The following is a 21,226-nucleotide window of genomic DNA, read 5'->3' as shown; positions in this document are numbered from 1 at the left end:
GGCATCATCGAGAAGCGCCTGCGGAAGCATTTTTCTTCCTTCTTGATCTCATAGAAAAGCCGCTGAACTCTAAGAGAGCAGCGTGTGATTACTGTCTCTTTATCGACGATGTCGGTTAAAACTTATTCAAATTTTCTGCGGGTCGACGAAAATTTATTCGAGTATTGATGCGCGTGCGCGGCGGACGGGTTGATGGTTCTCTTTTTCTTTCAGGGCGGAACCCTACCCCTGACCCACCAGCGCCGCCCGTTCCTCGGCGGTCAGCACGCGCCAGTGGCCCTCGGGCAGATTGTCCAGCCGGATCGGGCCGATGCGGACGCGGATCAGGTCAATGACCTCGAGGTCGACCATCTCGCACATGCGCCGGATCTGGCGGTTGCGGCCCTCGCGCAGGATGAATTTCAGCCGGAAGGACTCCATGCGGCTGACGTGGGCGCGCTTCAACTGACGGCCGTCCAGCATCAGGCCGTAGCGCAGCAGGGCCAGCTTCTTCTCGGTCACGTCACCGGCGATGCGGACCAGATATTCCTTGTCGAGGTTCGACTGCGGCCCGATCACCGCCTTGGCCACCACCCCGTCGTTCGACAGCAGCAGCAGGCCGCGCGAATCCTCGTCCAGACGACCGATCGGCGGAAACGACGCGTCCTCGGCCGGTTCCTCGCCCGCGAACGGCCACGGGCCGACGCGGTTGGGTTCGATCACCAGCTGGATGGCCGGGACCTTGTCCGGCTCGGGCTGGCCCGAGACGAAGTCCAGCGGCTTGTGCAGCATGATGGTGACGCCCGAGGCCAGCTCGGCCTCGGCGCTGTCGGACAGGGTCAGGGTCTGGCCCGGTTCGATCTTGCGGCCCGGGTCGGTGACGGTCTCGCCGTCGATCGAGACCATGCCGGCCACGATCAGCCCTTCGGCCTCGCGCCGCGAGCAGACGCCGCTCTGGCCCAGCCATTTGTTCAGGCGCTGCGGTTCGTCGCCGTCATAGGTGCGGATGAAGGCCATGGGGCTCCGGGGGTCAGGATCTGCGCCTGTGTAGAGCCGGACGTGGCAAAGGGGAATGCGCAGCGGCGGGTCGTCGGCCGCCGATGCTTTCATCATCGTCCAAGGTGTTCCTGTCAGGGAAAAATAGCGAAAAGCGTTGACGTGACAGGGATTTTTAATATAAGGTCCGCTTATTCCAAGATCACGATGTATCTCCGGGTTCAGGCTTTGCGCCGAGCCCGTGCAGAGCCATTTCATATACTGATCGTATCGACTGACGGCTGTATTTCGCAGCCCGAATAGTCGATCTCATCTTTGAAGGAGATGCTTTTGTTTGCACAACGCGCTGGTTCCAACTCCGCCCGTCCCCGTAATGACTTCCGTCGCGCCCCGATCCGGGCCCGGATGGGCTTGGCCATGCGTCGCCTGATGGACTTCGGTCCGCTCGGCGATATCGAGCCGCTGATGCAGAGCCAGGGCCTGTCCCTGGCCCCGATGTCGACCGGCGACGCCAGCCTGTCCGTCGGGGGTGTCACCGTCCTGGCCACGGCGCGTGGCGCGGACATCGCCAGCGGGGCTCTGAAGGGCCTGATCGTGCCGGGCGGCATGACCGACGATGATTCCATGGCGGCGGTGAAGACCCTGCTGGACGCGGCCCAGGCCAAGGGCGTGCCGATCCTCGCCTTCGGCGACGGGGTCGAACAGGCTGTGCTCGCCGCCGGTGGTGATCCGGCCGCCTTTGCCGATGCCCCGGCCGTGCTGATCCACGGCACCGAGGTTACCTCCCTGGCCGACCGGGACGCGGTGGCCGCCGCCGCCGGCAAGATCGGTTAGCGCGACAGACCCTGAACCCGACGGAACAGCAGGCACAGATTGTTGGCCGGCATCGCGTTCCGCAGGGTGAAGGCCAGTCCGGCGTTTTCGGCCAGCTGAACGACGTCCTCGAGGGCGCGCAGACCCCAGTCCGGGTCGCGCGCCTTCAGCGACTCATCAAAGGCTTCATTCGACGGGGCCAGCGGGACATTAGCCTCGCGATAGGGACCGTACAGGCACAGCAGGCCACCGGGATGGCGCAGCATCCGCGCCGCGCCGGCCATCAGCCCCTCGGTCGCGGCCCAGGGGCTGATGTGAATCATGTTGATGCAGACCACGGCGTCGAACGGGGCCGCGTCCTCCGGCCAGCTCCCCGCATCGGCGGCGTCCAGCGCCAGCGGCGCGGCCAGATTTGGCAGGTCGGCGGCCTCGCGCCAGGCCGCGATACTGGCCCGGGCTTCGGCGCTGGGGTCACTGGGGGTCCAGTCGATGCCGGGCAGGGCGCGGGCGAAGGCCACCGCGTGCTCGCCCGATCCCGAGGCAATCTCCAGCACCCGGCCGCGCCCCGGCAGATGGGCCCGCAACCGCTCCAGCAACGGCGCGGTATTGCGCGCCACGGACGGCGAAACGAGGCCACCGGACGGGGCAGGCATGACGGTGTCGAGGCTGTTCACGGGCGATCGATACCGCTCCCGCCCGCTCGAGGCGACCGGAAAATGCGAATCCCACAGGCGCTGCCGGGGCGGAGGGGTGGAAAATTGCTGCGGTTGACGAAGCCCCCCGTCGCAGTGTTCTTGCCGCTGTAACAGTGCGTGAACACCACGCCCGAAGCGCCGCGACGGCGGAGATCGTCGGGCGGACAGGTTCAGGAGCGATACACGTGACCCAGACCCCTTCCATTCCCGGCCTCCATCCCGCCCCGCCCCGCCACGCCGGACTGGTCGCCTGGGTCGAACAGATCGCCACCCTGACCCGTCCCGCCCGGGTCCACTGGTGCGACGGTTCGGAGACCGAGAAGGCCGCCATCGTCGCCGACCTGATCGACAAGGGCACGCTGCGCGAACTGGACCAGACCAAACGCCCCGGCTGCTACCATGCCGCCTCGGACCCCAGGGACGTTGCCCGCGTCGAGAGCCGCACCTTCATCTGCTCGCAGGACACCGCCGACGCCGGACCGACCAACAACTGGTCCGACCCCGCCGAAATGCGCGACCGTCTCGACGGCTTGTTTGACGGTTGCATGGCCGGCCGCACCATGTACGTCGTGCCGTTCTCCATGGGCCCGCTGGGCTCGCCCCTGTCGGCCCTCGGCGTCGAAATCACCGACAGTGGCTATGTCGCCGTCTCCATGGGCATCATGACCCGCATGGGCAGCGCCGCCCTGGAGGCCATGGGCGATGACGGTGTGTTCGTTCCCGCCGTCCACACGCTGGGGGCCCCGCTGGTCGAGGGTCAGGCGGACGTGCCGTGGCCCTGCAATGCCGACAAATGGATCGTTCACTTTCCCGAGACGCGCGAAATCTGGTCCTACGGCTCGGGCTATGGCGGCAACGCCCTGCTGGGCAAGAAATGCTACGCCCTGCGCATCGCCTCGGTCATGGCCCGTGACGAGGGCTGGCTGGCCGAGCATATGCTGATCCTGAAGCTGACCAGCCCCGAGGGCCGCGCCAAATACATCGCCGCCGCCTTCCCCTCGGCCTGCGGCAAGACCAACCTGGCCATGCTCCAGCCCAGCCTGCCCGGCTGGAAGGCCGAGACCATCGGCGACGACATCGCCTGGATGCGCTTTGGTGACGACGGCCGCCTGTATGCCGTGAACCCCGAGGCCGGATTCTTCGGCGTCGCCCCGGGCACCAGCCGCAACACCAACCAGAACGCTCTGGCGACGCTAGCCACCAATACGGTCTTCACCAACACCGCCCTGACCGCCGACGGTGACGTCTGGTGGGAGGGCCTGACCAAAGAAGCCCCCGAGGGGCTGACCAACTGGAAGGGTCAGCCGCACGATCCGGCCTCGGGCGAGCCTGCGGCCCATCCCAACGCCCGCTTCGCCGCCCCGGCCGGTCAGTGCCCGATCATCGCCCCCGAATGGGAAGATCCGAAGGGCGTGCCGATCGATGCCATCCTGTTCGGTGGCCGTCGCGCCTCGGCCGTGCCGCTGGTGACCGAGGCCTTCGACTGGGAACACGGCGTATTCCTCGGCTCGTCCGTGGCTTCGGAAGGCACCGCCGCCGCCGAAACCGCCATCGGCGAGCTGCGCCGCGATCCCTTCGCCATGCTGCCCTTCTGCGGCTACAACATGGGTGACTATTTCGCCCACTGGCTGTCGATGGCGGGCAAGACCGACGCCGCCAAGCTGCCGCGTATCTATTTCGTCAACTGGTTCCGCAAGGGCGCGGACGGCAAATTCGTCTGGCCCGGCTTCGGCGACAATTCGCGCGTGCTGAAATGGATCGCCGAACGTCTGGACGGTACCGCCGGGGCCATCGACACGCCGGTCGGCCGCACCCCGGATCGCGCTTCGCTGGACCTGTCCGGCCTCGATCTGTCCGAGACCGACCTGGCGACCCTGCTGGACGTCGACGCCGATGTCTGGGCCGAGGAAGCCTCGCTGATCCCGGCCTTTTACGAGAAATTCGGTGACCGCTTGCCGCTGGCCCTCTGGGCCCAGCACGCGGCGCTGGTCGAGCGTCTGGCCGCCAAACGCGGCGCGGCCCTCGCGGCGGAATAGCCACGTCGCTTGAAATCGGGACGCGGGCGGTCGAAGGAAAGCCGGTGTTCTCCTCAAGTGAAATCCTGATCATCGGTGCCGGGGTCCTCGGTCTCTGCACCGCCGCCGAATTGCTGCGCCGGGGCCATGAGGTCACCGTGGTCGACCCGGGTGGATCCAATGCCTCGGCGATCGCCGCCGGCATGATCGCCCCGGCCTTTGAAAGTCTGGCCGACTGGCGCGCGTCGGGTGGTCAGGTTGATCGCTCGGATATGTTCCAGGCGGCCCGTAATCAGTGGCCGGCCTTTGCCGGGGCCTTCGACCTGCCCCTGTATCGCGAGGGCGCGGAATGGCGCGGACCCGACGCCGACGAGGTTCTGGCCGGGCTGATCCGGCTGGGTTTTACCGCTGAACGCACGGCTCATGGCGTCGTCTGCCCGGATGACTGGCGTGTCGACGCCCCGGAAACACTGGCCCGTCTCCGCACGATGCCGGGCGTGCGCCTGATCGAGGCCCGGGCGACGATCCTTTCCGCCGACGGAAAAGTCTGGCGGGCGGTGCTGGCCGACGGCACCGCCATCACGGCCGCAACCGTGGTGCTGGCGACAGGGGCCACGACGATGCTGACCCTGCCGGACACGGTCACTCGCCTGACCGCACAGGTCCGGCCGATCAAGGGCCAGATCGCCTATACGACCACGCAATTGGTCACCCATGCCGTCCGCGGCCCGGCCGGCTATATTGCCCCGGCCGCCGGCGGAGCCGTCATCGGAGCGACGATGGAGCCGGATCGTTGCGACACCGTGCCGGACCCGGAACAGGGCGCGCGCCTGCTCCGCGCCTGCCTTGATCAGACCGGTATCACCGACAGTCTGACCGTGTCCTGGGCCGCCGGGCTTCGCGGCGCATCACCGGACGGACTGCCGATGGCCGGACTGTCGGGGGACGGTGGGCTGTATCTCGCCCTGGCTCCGCGCCGCAACGGCTGGTTGCTGGGACCACTGGTCGCCCGAACGGTTGCCGACGGGATCGAGGGCCGGGACGCCGGAGCGTTCGCCCAAGCCCTCGATCCGCGCCGTTTCCTCTAGTCTTCCGGCAGGGTGAAGCGCAGGTTGATGTTGACACGGGCTCCGCTCACGACCTGGCCGTCCACCGTCCGCGGACTGATGCGGAACTGTCGCGACAGGGACTGCGCTGCCCGCCCGAAGCCGTAACTGCCGGGCGTTTCACTGGTCACGACACAATCGCTGACCGAACCGCTGGCCTGGACCACGCAGGTCAGGGACGCTGATCCGGCGACACCGGCGACGATCGCCCGCCGCGGATAGGCGCGCATCAGCTGGTCACCGGTCGGCTGCCGGATCCAGTGTGGATGGTTGATCACCGAAGGCGGAGTGTCGATGACGATGGGTACGGTGCCTGTTCCGGTCGACGAAGGCATGGCGATCGGCCGGTTCAGAACCACAACGGGATTGATCGTGGGCCCGGGGTGGTCCGACTTCACTGCGGTCACGGTCTCAACCGGGCGCGTGACAGGCGTCGACTGGTGAATCGGTGCATTGGCGGCCGGGGGCTCAGGTTTCGCCACCACAGGTTCGGGTGGCTTGGGACGGAGCATTTCGACCTGGATCGGCGGCGTTTCCGGGGCGCTGATCAGGGCCGGGGGTAGTTCGAAACGCTGGTAGTAGAGCGCCGCCCCGACGCCGACGTGGGCCAGGGCCACAACGCCTATGGCAGCCCAACTCGCACGGGAAAGAGGTTTGCGGCGCTCACCGAAATCGATCGGATTCACAAGTGCGGGTCCGCTCGCGGTTCTGATCATCATGGTCGTCACTCCCTGTCGTTTGCCGTCCCATGCCTTCCCCGACCACAAGTTGAGCGCCGATCTTGCGGCAAGTTTGGGGCGACCTCGCTTAGGGTTTCGTTAACCATGATCGTCGAGCGTCCAACACACATGACCATCGGAGCGATTCCATCTTCGGGCGGCGTGGAGGCGGCCATTCGGCGCGCGTCCAGCGCCACCGGCGTGGATTTCGACTTTCTGATGAAGACGGCGCGTCGTGAAAGCGCGATGAACCCGTCGGCCAAGGCGAGAACATCCTCGGCTGCCGGCCTGTTTCAATTCATCGAACAGACCTGGCTGGCGACGGTCAAACAGCATGGTGCCCGTCACGGCTACGGTCAGTACGCGGATCTGATCCAGCAGGGCGGGGACGGCCGTTGGCGCGTCGAGGGATCGGCCCGGAATGTGGTGCTGGATTTGCGCTTTGACGCCCAGGCGGCCTCGGCCATGGCGGCGGAATTGACGGCATCAAATGCCGCCTATTTGCGCGGTCGAACCGGACGCGAACCCGGTGCCGGTGATCTCTATGCCGCTCATTTTCTGGGCCCGGGTGGGGCCGCCCGATTGATGGAGGCTATGTCCAGTCGACCCGGAGTCAGCGCCGCCGCGATGTTTCCGCAGGCGGCGGCGGCCAACAGGTCGATTTTTTACAAGGACGGCCGCCCCGCCACGGTTGCCGAGGTTCATGCCAATCTGAACCGGTCGGCCGGAGCGGGGACACCGGCGTCCACGGGGGCCACGCCCGCACTGCCGGATCTCGATGACCGTGCGCGCATGCTCGCGGCGAGACTGGATCGCCTGAAACAGGATCAGGGCCTGCTAGCACTGTTGCTGGGACAGGATGGTGATGGCAAGTCCGGCGGGTTCGGTGGGGCGTTCGGGCCTGAACCCACGCGCGGCACGGGATGAATTCTGCCGCGCTTTGGTAAATGAGCGTTAAGGATCAAGGTTCATCCTACGCTTTGAGCTAGTCTCCGATTCCCTGCAGTGACGAATCCTCGAGCGCCAACAAATGACTGCCTATCGCGCGCGCCTGACCGAGTTTGATATCCGCCGCCTGATAAAGGCGACAGACGCGGATGATCGTGCCTCTGCCGCGCACAAGCTGTGCCGCAGCATGGATAGTGGTGACCTGACTGAGCTGGATCGTGAGGCGGCCCAGAAAATCCTGCGGGTCATGGCCAACGATACTGCTGAACTGGTGCGCAGGGCCCTGGCTGTGACGTTGAAGGCTTCGGATTTGCTGCCCCGCGATGTTGCCCGACAACTTGCCGCGGATGTCGACAGCGTGGCCTTGCCGGTCATCGGTTTTTCGCCTGCTTTCAGTGACGATGACCTGATCGAGATCGTTCGTGCCGGGTCCGCTATCCGCCAGGTCGCGATCGCTGCCCGTCCCAGTGTATCGCGCGATGTCGCGACGGCGCTGGCCGTCGATGGGTGCGAGCAGGCTGTCCGAACCCTGGCTGCCAATGACAATGCCGATATGTCCGAGGCCTCGATGGGGGTGGCGATCGACCGGTTCGGGGCCTCGCCGGAGGTCGCTACCGCTCTGGCCTATCGGCAGGTCCTGCCGCTCTCGGTGACAGAGCGGCTGATTACCCTGGTTGGCGAGGCCGTTCGGGAGCATCTGGTGACCCGCCATGCTGTGGCCCCCGAAACTGCGATTCGGTTGGCTCAGTTCGCCCGCGAGCGCGCAACCGTCGACTTGGTGGACCAGGCCTCGACCAGCGCTGACCTGTCCGTGTTTGTGGCGCAGTTGAATTCACGCAAGGCGCTGAGTCCATCATTGATCCTGCGGGCGCTGGCCCGGGGGCAGATGGCGCTGTTCGAGCATGGCCTGGCTGAACTGGCCCAGACGCCTCACCATAGAGCCTGGCTGATGATTCACGATGCCGGCCCCTTGGGACTCAAGGCTATCTATGATCGTGCCGGACTTCCGCCGCGCCTGTTTCAGGCCGTTCGCGCCGGGGTCGATACCTGGCGAACCCTTCACGCCGAGGGTGCCGATACGTCCGGTGATAATTTCCGCCAGAGAATGCTGGAGCGTTTCCTGACACAGAGGCCGAATGCGCCACGTGAGGACCTGGCCTATCTGATGGAGCGTCTTGATCAGGCTCCGACTCAGGTCCAGGCGCGTTCAGCCGCCGCCTGACGCTGACCGGTAATTCGCCAAGGTGTCGGGACCGCAGGCGCATGACCGCCTGTCTCGTCTATAATCAACCGAGGTGGGCGGCCACACGGGACTCGAGCGTTTCGGCCAGGATGCGGCCGGTCGGATGCTCATCTGTCTGGATGCCGTCCCGCACCACGGCCCGGATCGCGTCAATGTGCGCTTCAACCAGCAGGGGCGGAGCGGCGAGCCGCTTTTCCGGATCGTCCATCATCTTGCACAATGAACCGGCCAGCCGGGTGACGAGTGGATACTGATAGGTCGTGCCCAGTCCCTTCAGGTCATGGGCGCGGAAATACAGGCTTTCTGCGGTTTCAGCATTGTAGCCCTTGTCGCGAATGTTGGACTGGGCCAGCTCAAGTTTGGTGATTTCGTCCTGCAACCACTGGCCGAATTGGGACGACATGGCCTTCAGGGCTTCTTCAGCCTTGGCTATGGCTGCCGCGTCAATGCCGCCGAAGCCGCCGCCGACCTTCATGCGAAGGGTATTGGGGGGTCGAATGACCTGGGCCGAATTGCTCACGATGAGGCTCCCGCAGAGTGTTACCCAACCTTGGCATTGCGCCCGTTAAGAACCCGTGACCGGTCAACTGTTGAATTGTTCGGCGAGTACGCGTTCCTCGAATGAACGCGTTGCATCGAACAGCATCGTCAGGGCGACGTCGCGACGTTCGTGCACATCGACCCGGGTTACACGCCGCACCTCGAAACTGTCTGCAGTGGCGCTGACGGGGCGTTTTTCAGCTTCCAGAACATCGAAACGTACACGGGCCTGATGCGGCAACAGGGCCCCTCGCCACTGTCGTGGGCGAAAGGCACTGATGGGGGTGAGAGCAAGAATGCGGGCGTCCAGCGGGATGATCGGACCATGGGCCGACAGGTTGTAGGCCGTGGATCCGGCGGCGGTCGCCACCAGGCAGCCGTCGCAGGTGAGCTCATCGAGGCGAACTGTCCCATCTATATAGATGCGGAGCTTGGCACTCTGCCGCGTCTGCCGGAGCAGGGAGACCTCATTGATGGCCAGGCCGGTGTGAAGCGTCCCGTCTTCGTCCCAAGCGTTCATTTGCAGGGGGTGAATGACTGTGCGTCCGGCCAGGGCCAACCGTCCCGGGAGGTCCTCCTCGTCGTAATCATTCATCAGAAACCCGACGGACCCGCGGTTCATACCGTACACGGGAGTCTGCCGTTCGAGGTTATTGTGCAGGGTTTCCAGCATGAAACCGTCGCCGCCGAGGGCGACGATCACGTCGGCTTCGGATGGTGCCACCGAACCATAGCGCCCTGCCAGACGCGCCCGGGCGTGCTCCGCCTCGACACGTTCGCTCGAAACGATCGCGATCTTCGGGAGTTTGCGGGAGGATAAGAAGCTCACGTCCGTACGCAAGCCGAGCGCGACCGTGAAGTCAAATGGCCTGGCCCGCATTGCCCCTGACAAGGGCGCGGAAAGCCCGGGCGGCTGATGCGGTCGAGATCGCGCCGCGTTGCCATTGTTGTTCGCCATAGTCACCCGGTGACCCGGCGTTCAGGACGCGAATTTCCCTGATCAGGGCACCAAATGCCGCACGGTCGATGCCGATAGATGAGCATGCGTAATAAAGGGCTTCAGGAGTCGCACCGTCGAGGGCCGATCGGACTTCCCCGACGGAATACCCGCCCAGGGCGGCCAGTCCTTCGACGAACAAGTTCAGGCGTTTTTCGCGTATGGCCCGAATCAGGAAGCTGGCGCGCAGTTGGCCAGAGGCCTTGAGCTTGGCAACCAAGCGACGTTCGGTCTCGGCACGATCGTCATCGGCGACCTCGTCCAGAGGAAGGGGGATATTGTGAAAGCTCTGATCGACAGCGTGATAGACTGCCGATTCCACAACTTCATCCTCGATCTGGAAGCGAGCTCCGATCGCCTGCCGCAGAGCGATGCCGACCCATTGGTAGAGCTGTTTCGCCAAGGTATCTGTCAGTCTTGGGTGGCGTGTGAGTGGCGCGCGTAGCGCGGCTATGCGCCGGGAATGTTCTACGAGCCGCCGCACACCGTCCGAACTGATTTCTGCCGTTCGATTGGAGGCGAGTGCCGTCAGTGTCGCGGGCTCGGCGCGTTCGATAATCGTGTCCGCAACCCGCCCGCTCAGGGCGGGGCGGCGCGCGACTTCAATCTGGTGCTCAATCGTGGCCTGAAGCAGGATGACGATCAGATCGTCATCCTGAAGAATTGAACTCGAGGTGAGGACCGGTCGTGCGATCTCGATCTCGTCGAGAGCCAGCATGATGATCAGGGCATGCGGTGCCCACTCTGAATGGGCGAGTTTTTCCGAGAGGCTGCGCCGAACATCCCGTTCGACCTGCTGGGCAAGGGTCAACAGCACCTCCCCCAGAATACCCGAAATTTCGCCGGCAGGAGGGTTAGTATTGCACAGGGATGTAATCGCGAGGAGCAGTCGCTCACGATCATTGACCGAGCGACTTCGTGCCAGCGTCAGTAAGTCACTGGCGGGCAGCGTTTCTTCGTTTGAATCTTGACGTGGGTTGAGCTGAACGACAACGGTCACGCCTGGCTCCGGTCCAAAATACGCAGACTTCCAATAGCTGTTAACCTTGTCGCCGTGTCGGTGAAGGTTTGATTAACGAAGGTGCCGGTGGTCCGGAGATACCTGTGTCGCCGATGCCTTGACCTCGGCGTTCTGCGGCGCGAGCGTTGAATCTGCCGAGGTGGCACATAAGCGATAGTGGAGCATGACCATGGCAGACGGAGCGGTGCAGTCCTTGAAGTCCCGAGTATCAGCCGAGGAATGGCAGGTCCGGGTCGATCTCGCGGCCCTGTACCGGCTGGTGGCCCTGCAGGGCTGGGACGACATGATCTTTACCCATATTTCGGCCCGGGTGCCCGGACCCGAGCATCATTTCTTGATCAATCCCTATGGGTATTATTTCGAGGAAATCACAGCGTCCTCACTGGTGAAGGTCGATCTTGAAGGCACGATCGTTCAGGAGACCACGAATTTCATCAATCCGGCTGGTTTCACGATCCATTCAGCGATCCATGCGGCGCGTGAGGACGCGCGCTACGTCATTCACCTTCATACTGAGGCCGGTGTCGGGGTCGCGGCCCAGAAGCACGGACTGCTGCCGATCAGCCAGAACGCCTGCCTGTTGCAGTATCAGGTCGCCTACCATGGCTATGAGGGACTGGCGCTGAACCACGATGAACGCGAGCGGCTGGTCGCGGATCTCGGCGACAAGTCGCTGATGCTGCTGCGCAACCATGGGACCCTGGCCGTGGGACCCACGGCGGCGGCGGCCTGGGTCGGGATGTTCTTCCTCGAGCGCGCCTGTGCCCAGCAGGTCGCGGCCCTGTCGGGCGGACGTGATCAGGTTCTGATCGCTCCGGATGCAGCCCAGGCGGAGACGCGGGAACAGGGCGGCGGCATCGGTATGGTCTCGGCCCTGGCCTGGCCCGGGGCCCTGCGACAGCTGGATCGCAGATCGCCGGGCTACGACAGTTGAGAGTTGCCGCGCCGGGGCTGGTTTGCCTCGCCGCGGCGCTGTCGGCCGGCTCCGCATGTGCCGGGGCCTGGACCCAGCCCAAGGGCAAGGGGCAGGTGATCCTTAAATATGAGAACATGCTGGCGAAGCATGGGTTTGATCCGGCCGGACATCTGTTGCCGCTGTCGGTTGATCGACAGGATCGTTCAATCGGGGTCTTTGCCGAGTATGGCCTGACCGATCGCCTGACCCTTCAGGTCAAGGGTGACTGGCAGACGGGGCAGGATGCCTTTGTCGATTATCAAGGTCGCGGGCCCCTCGAGGTCGGCGTGACCTGGCAGGTGTGGCGCGACGACGCCAATGCCGTCAGCCTCTATGTGGGATATGCCGACGGTGGTGAAGGTCGCAATGCCGGCTATGCATCCCCGGGAGTCGGGGACAGGGACTGGGAAGTGCGGACATCTGCCGGACGGTCCATGGCTGGAGGTCGTGCTTTCGTTGAGGTTCAAGGCGCGCGCCGGTTCCGGGAGGGGCTGCCGGATGAAACCCGGGCCGATCTGACCGTCGGGGCGCATTTCGGGCAGGACTGGATGCTGCTGGGGCAGGCGTTTGGCGGCGTGGCGGACAATTCGGGCCCGCGCTGGCTCAATCTCGAAACATCAATCGTGCGTCGCCTTGGTGACTGGAGCCTTCAGGTAGGGTGGCGTCAAACAGTTGCCGGACGTGAAGCCCCGAAGGCCAGGGGAGCGATATTGGCCCTCTGGCGTCGATTCTGAAATTTCCCGACTGGTACGCAAACAGTTTGGCGCGACGGAATCAAAGCCCTAGATCGTTACATTGTGTTCGGTTGCCTTGATTGCGGGAGCCGCTAATTCAGCGCTCGTTGTCCGGAGGCCTTGCACGCGTGTTCAAACGCCATTTTTTCCTCATTGCCGCCGTTGTCGTTATCGGCCTGATGGCAATGGCGGTTCTGATCCGGGTCGGATTTTCCGGAGATGACAAGAGCGGCGGGCCTTCGGGTCGTGGCGGCGGGCGCAGCCAAACGGTGTCGCAGGCCGTTGTCGGCCAGCGAGAGTTTTCGGATCAGATCAGGGTTCTCGGGGCCGCGCGAGGGCGGCGTTCGGTCAATATCACCTCATCGACCACGGAATTGATTACCCGGGTTCTGTTTGCTGACGGCCAGCGCGTGGCCGCCGGAGCACCGCTGGTCGAGCTGCAGGCTCATGAGGAGGATGCCGGTATCATTCAGGCGCGGGCTCAGGTCGTTCAGGCTCAGCGCGAGTATGACCGGTACCAGAATCTGGCCGATCGTGGCATCGCACCGCGCGTTACTGCTGAACAGGCTGAAACGGCACTGGAGACGGCCCGGGCCGGGCTGGAGGCGGCCCAGGCTCGCAGGGGCGACCGGATCATTCGGGCTCCATTCTCGGGTGTTCTGGGTCTGACCAGTGTTACGCCGGGCACGTTGATCAACCCGGGTGCGGTGATCACGACGCTGGATGACACCAGCGTCATCCGCGTCGATTTCCCGGTTCCCGAGCGCTATCTGGGTGTGCTGCGGTCCGGTACGCCGATCGTGGCGACGGCCGATGCCTTTGCGCAGGAAAGTTTCACAGGACAGATCTCCCTGATCGATATCCGGGTGAACGAGCAGACCCGGGCGGCCACGGCGCGGGCCGAGATTCCCAATCCGACCGGTCGGATTCGTCCGGGCATGCTGATGCGGGTCTCGATCCGTCAGGGGGCACGGCAGGCCTTGGCTGTTCCTGAGGCTGCGGTCCTTTATGAGGGGGAGGGGGCTTTCGTCTACCGTATCGCCAAGGGTGAACGGGGTACGAATGCACAGCGGGTCGAGGTGGAAACCGGTGCGGTCGAGGGTGGTTTTGTCGAAATCCTGTCGGGTCTCAACGCCGGGGATCATATCGTCGGTTCGGGCCTGAATCGTATTCAACCCGGGGCCCCCGTGACCGTCGCGGGTGAGGGGCGGGGCACATCCGTTTCGAGGCCATCCGGTACCGGACGAGGCCCGGCGCGATGATGCTGTCTGATGTTGCTGTTCGTCGGCCGGTCTTTGCGGCCGTGGCGGCCATCGTTTTGTGTGTCATAGGCGTGGCAGCCTTTTTCTTTCTGCCGGTGCGCGAACTGCCGGATGTGGATCCACCGATCGTCTCGGTCAGTACCAGCTATGCCGGTGCCTCGGCCGAGGTGATCGAGAATCGGATCACTGAGCCGATCGAGCAGCAGATCGCCGGCATTCAGGGGGTTGAGCGGATCAACTCGACCAGCCGGGACGGGCGCTCTAACGTCAGTATCGAATTCTCGCTGGATCGGGACATCGACAGTGCTGCCAATGACGTCCGGGATCGGATCTCACGCGTAGTCGGTCGTCTTCCGGATCAGGCCAGGCCACCGGAGGTGGCCAAGGCGGATTCCGACAGTCAGCCGATCATGATCCTGTTTCTGCGGTCGACGGCGATGAACCGTCTGGAATTGACGGATTATGCCGACCGCTACCTGATCGATCGTCTGGCCACCGTGCCCGGTGTCGCCCAGGTGCAGATCTATGGCGAGCAGCGCTATGCCATGCGGATCTGGCTGGATGCCGGAGCATTGAGTGCGCGGGGTCTTACGGTCACGGACGTTGAGACGGCCCTTAACAACCAGAATGTCGAACTGCCTGCCGGGGCGCTGGAGTCGGGGCAGAAAAATTACACGGTGCGTGTTGCCCGCACCTATGCGCGCGCCGAGGACTTTCAAGAACTACCGATCGGCACACGCGGATCGGCTCCCGTTGCGGGAGGGACCGGTCAGGCCGGTGTGACACCGACCTCAACCAGTGGCGCGTCGGGCGCGTTGCAGGCTCAGGCGAGCTACGTCACCCGTCTGGGTGACATCGCCCGGGTCGAGGAGGCTCCTGAGGAGGACCGGCGTCTGTTCCGCGGTAACGGTCTGGATCAGATCGGGCTGGCCGTGACGCGTCAGGCACAATCCAACGACCTGGCTATTTCGGATGGGGTGCGTCTGATGGTGAAGCAGGTGCAGTCTTCGCTTCCGGAAGGCACGGAACTGGTCGTCGGTACGGACAACTCGGTCTTCACCTCGCATGCCATCATGGAGGTCTGGATCACCATCGGCATTTCGCTGGTGCTGGTGGCTCTGGTCAATTTCGTCTTTCTGGGCAGTCTGAGGGCCGCCTTCATTCCGTCGATCGTGGCCCCGATCTGCCTGTTGTCGACCTTCATCGTTCTGGCTCCGCTCGGGTTCTCGCTGAACCTTCTGACACTTCTGGCCCTGGTGCTTTCGATCGGTCTGGTGGTCGATGACGCCATTGTGGTGACCGAGAACATCCAGCGCCGCCTCGATCTGGGCGAGCCCCCTCTGGTGGCGGCCGAGCGTGGGACGCGTCAGGTCTTCTTCGCCGTTGTGGCCACGACGGTGGTTCTGCTGTCGGTATTCGCGCCGCTGCTGTTCCTGCCCGGCTATGTCGGCCGGCTGTTCGTCGAGCTGGCCGCCGCCATCGCCGCCGCGGTGGCTTTTTCCGCTTTTCTTGCGCTCAGCCTGTCGCCGATGCTGGCTTCGAAAATCCTGAAACCTGTCGCCAAATCCGGATGGCTTGCGCGTCAGGTTGATCGGGCCATGGACGGGTTGAGGCAGTCGTATCGCCACTCCCTGGAAGCTCTGCTGGGTCGGCGGATCGCGGTCGCCGGCGTCGGTGGTCTGATCTTGCTGGTGGCGGCAGGGGCGGTCGGCATGTTCCTGACCCTCCCCAATGAACTGGTGCCACCGGAGGACCGTGGGCGGGTCATGATTCGGGTCAACGGACCCGAGGGAGCGGGCTTCGACTATACTCGCCGCATCATGCTGGGCCTTGAACCAATCATGGCCGGGTACAGGACGGCGGGCGAGGTCGACAGCTTCCTGGTTTCGGCCCCGGGCTTCGGCGGCGGCAGTTTCAATTCGGGCAATGCCGTGATGATCCTGAAGGACTGGTCCGAACGCACGCGGTCCGCGGACGAGATTTCCCAGGAACTGAACGGCAAGCTGCGCAGCCAGACGGATGCCCAGGTTAACGCCAGCGTACCCGGCGCATTTCAGCGGGGCGGCAGCAATTCCAACTCGATCGAGATGGTCGTGACCGGCTCTGAATATGATGAGCTCTATCACTGGCTGCAGCCGGTGCTGGCGCGGGCCCAGACCAATCCGGGCTTTTCCCGACCACGGCTTAATTACGAGCCGAATTCGCCGCGTCTGCTCGTGCATGTCGACCCGCAGAAGGCAGCGGCACTCGGTGTTTCGGCCCAGCAGATCGGGCGCACGCTGGAAACCATGTTCGGCTCACGACGGGCCACGACCTATATCCGGGGTGGGCAGGAGTATGACGTTATCCTGCAGACCGAACGCGAGAACCGGCGCTCGGTCGGGGATCTTGAGGCCCTTTATGTGGCGACCGGCGGCGGCCAGTTGGTGCCCCTGTCATCGGTGGTGACCACCCGGACGTCGGGCGATACGCCCGACCGTCGCCGACTTGACCGTCAGCGCGCCATTACCCTGAGCGCCGATCTCAATCCGGGCACGACCATCGCCGATGCCCTGACCTTCCTCGATGAGGTCGCCGCTGAACAGCCGGAGGGGGTGGCGACGGTCCAGTGGGGCGGGGCCGCGCGGGATCAGCAGCAGGCGGGGGGGGCGGTCGGCGCGGCCTTCGGTCTGGCGCTTCTGCTGGTTTTCCTGGTGCTGGCAGCCCAGTTCGAGAGCTGGATCACTCCGGCGGTGATCATGCTGACCGTGCCGCTCGCAGCCGCGGGCGGACTGTTCGGTCTGGTGATGGCCGGGTCCAGCCTCAACATCTACAGCCAGATCGGCCTGATCATCCTGATCGGGATCGCGGCCAAGAACGGCATCCTGATCGTCGAATTCGCCAACCAGCTTCGCGACCAGGGCCGGACTATCCATGAGGCCATCATTGAATCGGCGACCCTGAGACTGCGGCCGATCATCATGACCTCGATCGCCACCGCCTTCGGCTCGCTGCCGCTGGTGCTGTGGCAGGGGGCCGGGGCGGGCAGTCGCCAGACCATCGGGGTGGTGATCTTCTCGGGAGCCATGTTCGCGACCCTGCTGACCCTGTTCGTGGTGCCGGTGATTTATGGCGCGCTGGCCCGGTTCACCCGGTCGCCTGAATATACGGCGCGCAAGATCGAGGAATGGGAGGCACAGGAGGCCGCTCCGGCCGTCGGTCAGGAGCCCGGCGTTTCCGCCGGCGCATAGCCGGTCTCGGTCTTGAGAAAGGCGATGACGTCGCGACGGTCGGTCGGGTTCGGGAGGCCGGGGAAGGTCATCTTGTTGCCGGGCAGGAAGGTGCGCGGATTCTGCAGCCAGTGGTCGAGCCGGTCCGCGTCCCAGGCGAAGCCGGCCGCCTTCACGGGGCTGGAATAGTTGTAGCCGGCGTGGCTGCCGGCAGTACGGCCGAAGATGCCCCACAGATTGGGGCCGGTCATATTGGGGCCGCCCTCGGTGATCGTGTGGCACGACCGGCAGCGGGCGAAGACCCGACGGCCGTTGTCGAGGTCCCCCGCGTCATAGGGGGCGGGCAGGGCGGCCAGTATGGCGGCCTTTTCGACCGGGCTCGGCTCGGGCCGGGGGGGGGCAGCGGGCGCGGTCGACGACCCGGCCGGGCCGCAGCTGGCGAGGCCGAGACCCAGGACAGACAGGAGGGCGAGGGGGCGGATCATGACAAACTCCTGTTTCCGAGCCTCTTTGATAGCGCAAACACCGGATGCGGCAACGCCTGCGACGATCTGAGACTGGACGTCACCGTATCGCACCTGATAATCACTGTCAGAAGCAAATACGCAGGATCGCGCCGCCCGTGAGCGTCATGACCGACACCATTCAGTTGAACCTCGCCCGACGCGGTGACCGCGGCGTCATCGTGCGCGTCGGTGCCCATTGCCATCATGATGAACACGCGGTCGAGCTGGAGCGTCGCCTGCTGGAACTGGGCTTTGTCGAGGGAGCCCGGGTCGAGCTGTTGCATGAGGGCCTGTTCGGTCGTGACCCGATGGCCATGAAGATCGATGACATGAGGGTGGCGTTGCGACGGCATGAGGCGGCCAGTCTCAGTCTGCGCCTCGACTGTGCGACCGCTGCCTGATGGACATGGCCACGCGTCTGACCCGGGTCGCCCTGGTCGGTAATCCGAATAGCGGCAAGACGGCCCTGTTCAACGCCCTGACCGGGGCCCACCAGAAGGTCGCCAACTACGCCGGGGTCACGGTCGAGCGCAAGGAAGGCCTGATCCGTGCGCTGAGCGGCCGGACCCTGTCGGTGCTGGATCTGCCGGGCACCTATTCGCTGCGGGCCCGCAGTCCGGACGAGGAGGTCACCCGTGACGCGGTGCTGGGGCAACTGGCCGGCGAGGTGCCGCCGGACGTGATCGTCTGCGTCGCCGACGCCACCAATCTGCGGCTGGTGCTGCGTCTGGTGCTGGAACTGAAGCAGGTCGGCCGCCCGATGGTGCTGGCGCTGAACATGTATGACATCGCCCAGCGCCAGGGGCTGCGCGTCGACCTCGAGGCGCTGGGGGCCGAGCTGGGCGTGCCGATCGTGACCACGGTGGCGACGCGCAAGCGCGGCATTGATGATCTGGTCGCTGCGGTTGAGGCCCGGATCGAGGCGGGCCTGCCCGCCGGTGACAATGTCTGGAACGCGCCGGACGCCGCCGGATTGCGCACCGCGGCGCGCGAGGCCGAGCGCATCATGAAGGCCTGTGTTCTGCCGCCCGAGCGGCCTGACACCCTGACCGGCAAGATCGACTCGGTGCTGCTGCATCCGGTCGGGGGGCTGGTGATCCTGTTCGTCCTGCTGTTCGTCATGTTCCAGGCCGTGTTCAGCTGGGCCACGCCGGCGATGGACGCGATCGAGGCCGGGTTCGGCCTGCTGGGCGCGGGGGTTGCCACGGTCGTTCCGGCGGGGCTGGTGCAGAGCCTGCTGATCGACGGCATCATTTCCGGGGTCGGCAGCGTGCTGGTCTTCCTGCCGCAGATTGTCATCCTGTTCGCCTTCATCATCGTGCTGGAGGACTTCGGCTATATGGCCCGGGCGGCCTTTCTGATGGACCGCATCATGGGCGGGGCCGGACTGCACGGCCGGGCCTTCATCCCGCTGTTGTCCAGCTTTGCCTGCGCCATTCCCGGCATCATGGCGACGCGGACCATCGACAGCCGCCGCGACCGGCTGACCACCATTCTGGTATCGCCGCTGATGACCTGTTCGGCGCGGATTCCGGTCTATACGTTGATCATCGCCGCCTTCATTCCGCAGCAGACGGTGTGGGGCTTCGCCAATCTGCAGGGGCTGGTGATGTTCGGCCTCTATGCCGCGGGCATCGTCAGTGCGCTGGTGGTGTCGTTCGTGATCCGCCGCGTCTTCTGGCGCGGGGCGGTCGAGCCCTTCATGATGGAATTGCCGTCCTACAAGCTGCCTGACCTCAAGTCGGTGCTGATGAATCTGTGGATCCGGGCCCGGATTTTCCTGGGGCGGGCGGGACGGATCATTCTGCCGCTGATGGTGGTGGTCTGGGTTTTGTCGACCTTCCCCTATCCGCCCGAGGGCGCGGCCGGACCGGCCATCGACTATAGTTTCGCCGGGATCATCGGTCACTGGCTGGAGCCGGTGTTCCGCCCGATCGGTTTCAACTGGCAGATGGTCATCGCCCTGGTCCCCGGCATGGCGGCGCGTGAGGTGGCGGTGGCCGCCCTGGGCACCGTCTATGCCATCGCCGACGCCGAGAATTCGACCGGGGCCCTGTCGACGGTGCTGGCGGCCCACTGGTCGTTGGCCACGGGCCTGTCCTTCCTGGCCTGGTATGTGTTTGCGCCGCAGTGCGTGGCCACACTGGGCGTGGTCAAGCGCGAGACCAACAGCTGGAAATGGATGTGGATCATGGTCGCCTATATGACGGCCCTGGCCTATCTGGCGGCGCTGGTGACCTATCAGGCGGCGGTGGCCCTGGGCGCGGGCTGAGGTCGGTCCGGGCGGGGACATGGTGCCGGCTGCAGGAATCGAACCCGCGACATCCAGTTTACAAAACTGGCGCTCTACCAACTGAGCTAAGCCGGCCCCGTGTGTACGGACGGCGGTCCTTATGCTGGCGGGACTGCCGCGATGCAAGTCGTCGGGCCCCGGTTTCAGTCGAGGGCGGCGGCGATCCGTTCGGCCAGGGCCTGAAGCGTTTCCAGCTCGGCCATCGGGGCGTGGCCATGACCTTTCACGGGGCGATCGGCCCAGCGCGGGATGATGTGGAAATGCAGGTGGAAGACGGTCTGGCCCCCGGCCTGGCCGTTGAGCTGCATGACGCTGATCCCCTCGGGCGACAGGGCCCGTTCGACGGCGCGGGCGGTGCGCTGGACCGCGGCGGTGACCCGGGCCAGATCCCTGGGCTCGACCTCGAGCAGATTGCGCGCCTGCGAGGTCTTGGAGATTACCAGCACATGGCCCTCGGACTGGGGGAAGACGTCCATGAAGGCCAGCACATGCTTGTCCTGCCAGACGGTGACGGCGGGGACCTCGCCGCGCAGGATTTTGGCGAAGATGTTGTCGGGGTCGTAGGGACCGGTCAGACTCATGGAAACTCCTCGGTTGCCGACAGACTAACAAGGGAAGACGATGAGGGGGAGCCCGGCGGCGCAGACGGCGTGCGGGGTGGTCCGGAGCGACAGGAGACGACATGCTGAGATTCCTCGTACAGGCCCTGGTGACGGCGCTGGGGCTGTGGCTGGCCGCGCGGCTGATCCCCGGCGTGAACTTCACCTCGACCGGATCGCTGATCGCGGCGGCCCTGTTGCTGGGCATCGTCAATGCCGTGGTGCGGCCGATTCTGGTGGTGCTGACCTTTCCCATCACCCTGGTGACCTTCGGCCTGTTCCTGCTGGTGGTGAATGCGGCGACGATCGGCATCGTCGCCTGGCTGCTGGGCGGGTTCACGGTGGCGGGCCTGTGGCCGGGCATCGGCACCGCCGTGGTCACCGGTCTGGTCAGCTGGATCGCCGGCTCGATGATCGGCGACGACCGGACCTATTATCGCCGGGACTGAGCCTCGACGCAGCCGGGTGCGGCCGCGCCGGTCCGGCGGCGGTATGGAAGGGCAGGCGGAGCGCCGGGCCTTCGCCCGGTGTGCTTTGTGTTTACCGTTTCGACGAAGACCGACGCTCCGCGTGGAGATTTTCGACGAGCTTGCGGT

At 65.0% G+C, this 21,226-nt stretch carries 20 protein-coding genes and 1 tRNA gene; 12 read left to right on the top strand and 9 right to left on the bottom strand.

What is annotated here, in order from left to right; translation table 11 throughout:
• Window positions 1-222 precede the first annotated feature (222 nt).
• Window positions 223-996 (bottom strand): pseudouridine synthase, encoded by a 774-nt coding sequence (locus AAC050_RS11775; RefSeq protein ID WP_339915338.1) that lies wholly within the window; start codon window positions 994-996, stop codon window positions 223-225.
• Window positions 997-1,305: 309 nt separating this feature from the next.
• Here AAC050_RS11775 and AAC050_RS11770 point away from each other — a divergent pair, with 309 nt between their 5' ends.
• Window positions 1,306-1,809 (top strand): hypothetical protein, encoded by a 504-nt coding sequence (locus AAC050_RS11770; protein WP_339915283.1) that lies wholly within the window; start codon window positions 1,306-1,308, stop codon window positions 1,807-1,809.
• Here the strand turns inward: AAC050_RS11770 and AAC050_RS11765 are convergent.
• Window positions 1,806-2,462 (bottom strand): DUF938 domain-containing protein, encoded by a 657-nt coding sequence (locus AAC050_RS11765; protein WP_339915282.1) that lies wholly within the window; start codon window positions 2,460-2,462, stop codon window positions 1,806-1,808. The genes AAC050_RS11770 and AAC050_RS11765 overlap by 4 nt on opposite strands.
• Window positions 2,463-2,668: 206 nt before the next feature.
• On the opposite strand from AAC050_RS11765, the gene AAC050_RS11760 reads away from it, so the two are divergent.
• Together AAC050_RS11760 and AAC050_RS11755 are read left to right on the top strand one after the other, a co-directional pair.
• Entirely contained in the window at window positions 2,669-4,519 is a 1,851-nt protein-coding gene (locus tag AAC050_RS11760) for a phosphoenolpyruvate carboxykinase (GTP) (protein ID WP_339915281.1), read from the top strand.
• A 44-nt stretch (window positions 4,520-4,563) separates the two neighbouring features.
• A complete protein-coding gene (locus AAC050_RS11755; protein ID WP_339915280.1) occupies window positions 4,564-5,586 on the top strand; it encodes an FAD-dependent oxidoreductase in 1,023 nt (340 codons plus the stop codon).
• Here AAC050_RS11755 and AAC050_RS11750 read toward each other — a convergent pair.
• Window positions 5,583-6,323 carry a TonB family protein gene (locus AAC050_RS11750; protein WP_339915279.1) on the bottom strand — a complete coding sequence of 247 codons (741 nt, stop codon included), beginning with the start codon at window positions 6,321-6,323 and terminating at the stop codon, window positions 5,583-5,585. The two genes, AAC050_RS11755 and AAC050_RS11750, sit on opposite strands and share 4 nt — an antisense overlap.
• A 129-nt stretch (window positions 6,324-6,452) precedes the next feature.
• On the opposite strand from AAC050_RS11750, the gene AAC050_RS11745 reads away from it, so the two are divergent.
• Window positions 6,453-7,250 (top strand): transglycosylase SLT domain-containing protein, encoded by a 798-nt coding sequence (locus tag AAC050_RS11745; RefSeq protein WP_339915278.1) that lies wholly within the window; start codon window positions 6,453-6,455, stop codon window positions 7,248-7,250.
• 103 nt (window positions 7,251-7,353) lie between these two features.
• Window positions 7,354-8,493: a DUF2336 domain-containing protein gene (locus AAC050_RS11740; RefSeq protein ID WP_339915277.1), complete on the top strand. Its 1,140-nt coding sequence runs from the start codon at window positions 7,354-7,356 to the stop codon at window positions 8,491-8,493.
• Window positions 8,494-8,557: 64 nt separating this feature from the next.
• On the opposite strand, the gene AAC050_RS11735 is transcribed toward AAC050_RS11740, so the two are convergent.
• The 3 genes from AAC050_RS11735 to AAC050_RS11725 form a co-directional block, all read right to left on the bottom strand.
• Window positions 8,558-9,034, bottom strand: coding sequence for an Hpt domain-containing protein (locus tag AAC050_RS11735; RefSeq protein ID WP_339915276.1), 477 nt, complete (start codon window positions 9,032-9,034; stop codon window positions 8,558-8,560).
• 63 nt (window positions 9,035-9,097) lie between these two features.
• Entirely contained in the window at window positions 9,098-9,883 is a 786-nt protein-coding gene (locus AAC050_RS11730; protein WP_339915275.1) for an NAD kinase, read from the bottom strand.
• 31 nt (window positions 9,884-9,914) lie between these two features.
• The gene (locus tag AAC050_RS11725; RefSeq protein ID WP_339915274.1) at window positions 9,915-11,051 is read right to left on the bottom strand and encodes a DUF2336 domain-containing protein; all 1,137 of its coding nucleotides are present in this window, start codon (window positions 11,049-11,051) and stop codon (window positions 9,915-9,917) included.
• A 190-nt stretch (window positions 11,052-11,241) separates the two neighbouring features.
• On the opposite strand from AAC050_RS11725, the gene AAC050_RS11720 reads away from it, so the two are divergent.
• From AAC050_RS11720 to AAC050_RS11705, 4 genes are all read left to right on the top strand, one after another.
• Window positions 11,242-12,006 carry a class II aldolase/adducin family protein gene (locus AAC050_RS11720; RefSeq protein WP_339915273.1) on the top strand — a complete coding sequence of 255 codons (765 nt, stop codon included), beginning with the start codon at window positions 11,242-11,244 and terminating at the stop codon, window positions 12,004-12,006.
• Window positions 12,003-12,761, top strand: coding sequence for a hypothetical protein (locus AAC050_RS11715; RefSeq protein WP_339915272.1), 759 nt, complete (start codon window positions 12,003-12,005; stop codon window positions 12,759-12,761). Before AAC050_RS11720 ends, AAC050_RS11715 begins: the two co-directional genes overlap by 4 nt.
• A gap of 128 nt (window positions 12,762-12,889) precedes the next feature.
• Window positions 12,890-14,023 carry an efflux RND transporter periplasmic adaptor subunit gene (locus AAC050_RS11710; protein WP_339915271.1) on the top strand — a complete coding sequence of 378 codons (1,134 nt, stop codon included), beginning with the start codon at window positions 12,890-12,892 and terminating at the stop codon, window positions 14,021-14,023.
• The gene (locus tag AAC050_RS11705) at window positions 14,023-17,253 is read left to right on the top strand and encodes an efflux RND transporter permease subunit (protein WP_339915337.1); all 3,231 of its coding nucleotides are present in this window, start codon (window positions 14,023-14,025) and stop codon (window positions 17,251-17,253) included. Before AAC050_RS11710 ends, AAC050_RS11705 begins: the two co-directional genes overlap by 1 nt.
• Here the strand turns inward: AAC050_RS11705 and AAC050_RS11700 are convergent.
• A complete protein-coding gene (locus tag AAC050_RS11700; protein ID WP_339915270.1) occupies window positions 17,223-17,717 on the bottom strand; it encodes a cytochrome c family protein in 495 nt (164 codons plus the stop codon). The two genes, AAC050_RS11705 and AAC050_RS11700, sit on opposite strands and share 31 nt — an antisense overlap.
• 146 nt (window positions 17,718-17,863) lie before the next feature.
• Here AAC050_RS11700 and AAC050_RS11695 point away from each other — a divergent pair, with 146 nt between their 5' ends.
• Both AAC050_RS11695 and AAC050_RS11690 read left to right on the top strand, forming a co-directional pair.
• On the top strand, window positions 17,864-18,139 hold the full coding sequence (locus AAC050_RS11695; RefSeq protein WP_339915269.1) for a FeoA family protein: 276 nt from the start codon (window positions 17,864-17,866) through the stop codon (window positions 18,137-18,139).
• Window positions 18,139-20,010 (top strand): ferrous iron transporter B, encoded by a 1,872-nt coding sequence (locus AAC050_RS11690; protein WP_339915268.1) that lies wholly within the window; start codon window positions 18,139-18,141, stop codon window positions 20,008-20,010. The genes AAC050_RS11695 and AAC050_RS11690 overlap by 1 nt, the downstream gene beginning before the upstream one ends.
• A gap of 20 nt (window positions 20,011-20,030) precedes the next feature.
• Here AAC050_RS11690 and AAC050_RS11685 read toward each other — a convergent pair.
• Both AAC050_RS11685 and AAC050_RS11680 read right to left on the bottom strand, forming a co-directional pair.
• A tRNA-Thr gene (locus AAC050_RS11685) sits at window positions 20,031-20,106 on the bottom strand.
• Window positions 20,107-20,174: 68 nt separating this feature from the next.
• The gene (locus tag AAC050_RS11680) at window positions 20,175-20,612 is read right to left on the bottom strand and encodes an HIT family protein (protein WP_339915267.1); all 438 of its coding nucleotides are present in this window, start codon (window positions 20,610-20,612) and stop codon (window positions 20,175-20,177) included.
• A 101-nt stretch (window positions 20,613-20,713) separates the two neighbouring features.
• Between AAC050_RS11680 and AAC050_RS11675 the strand changes: the two genes are divergently transcribed.
• Window positions 20,714-21,079, top strand: coding sequence for a phage holin family protein (locus tag AAC050_RS11675; protein ID WP_339915266.1), 366 nt, complete (start codon window positions 20,714-20,716; stop codon window positions 21,077-21,079).
• The last annotated feature ends 147 nt before the right edge of the window (window positions 21,080-21,226 follow it).

Origin of the sequence: uncultured Brevundimonas sp. (assembly GCF_963974615.1) — a bacterium.
Lineage (GTDB): Bacteria > Pseudomonadota > Alphaproteobacteria > Caulobacterales > Caulobacteraceae > Brevundimonas.
Note: the sequence above shows the minus strand (reverse complement) of the source record. Positions and strands in the feature narration are given on the sequence as shown.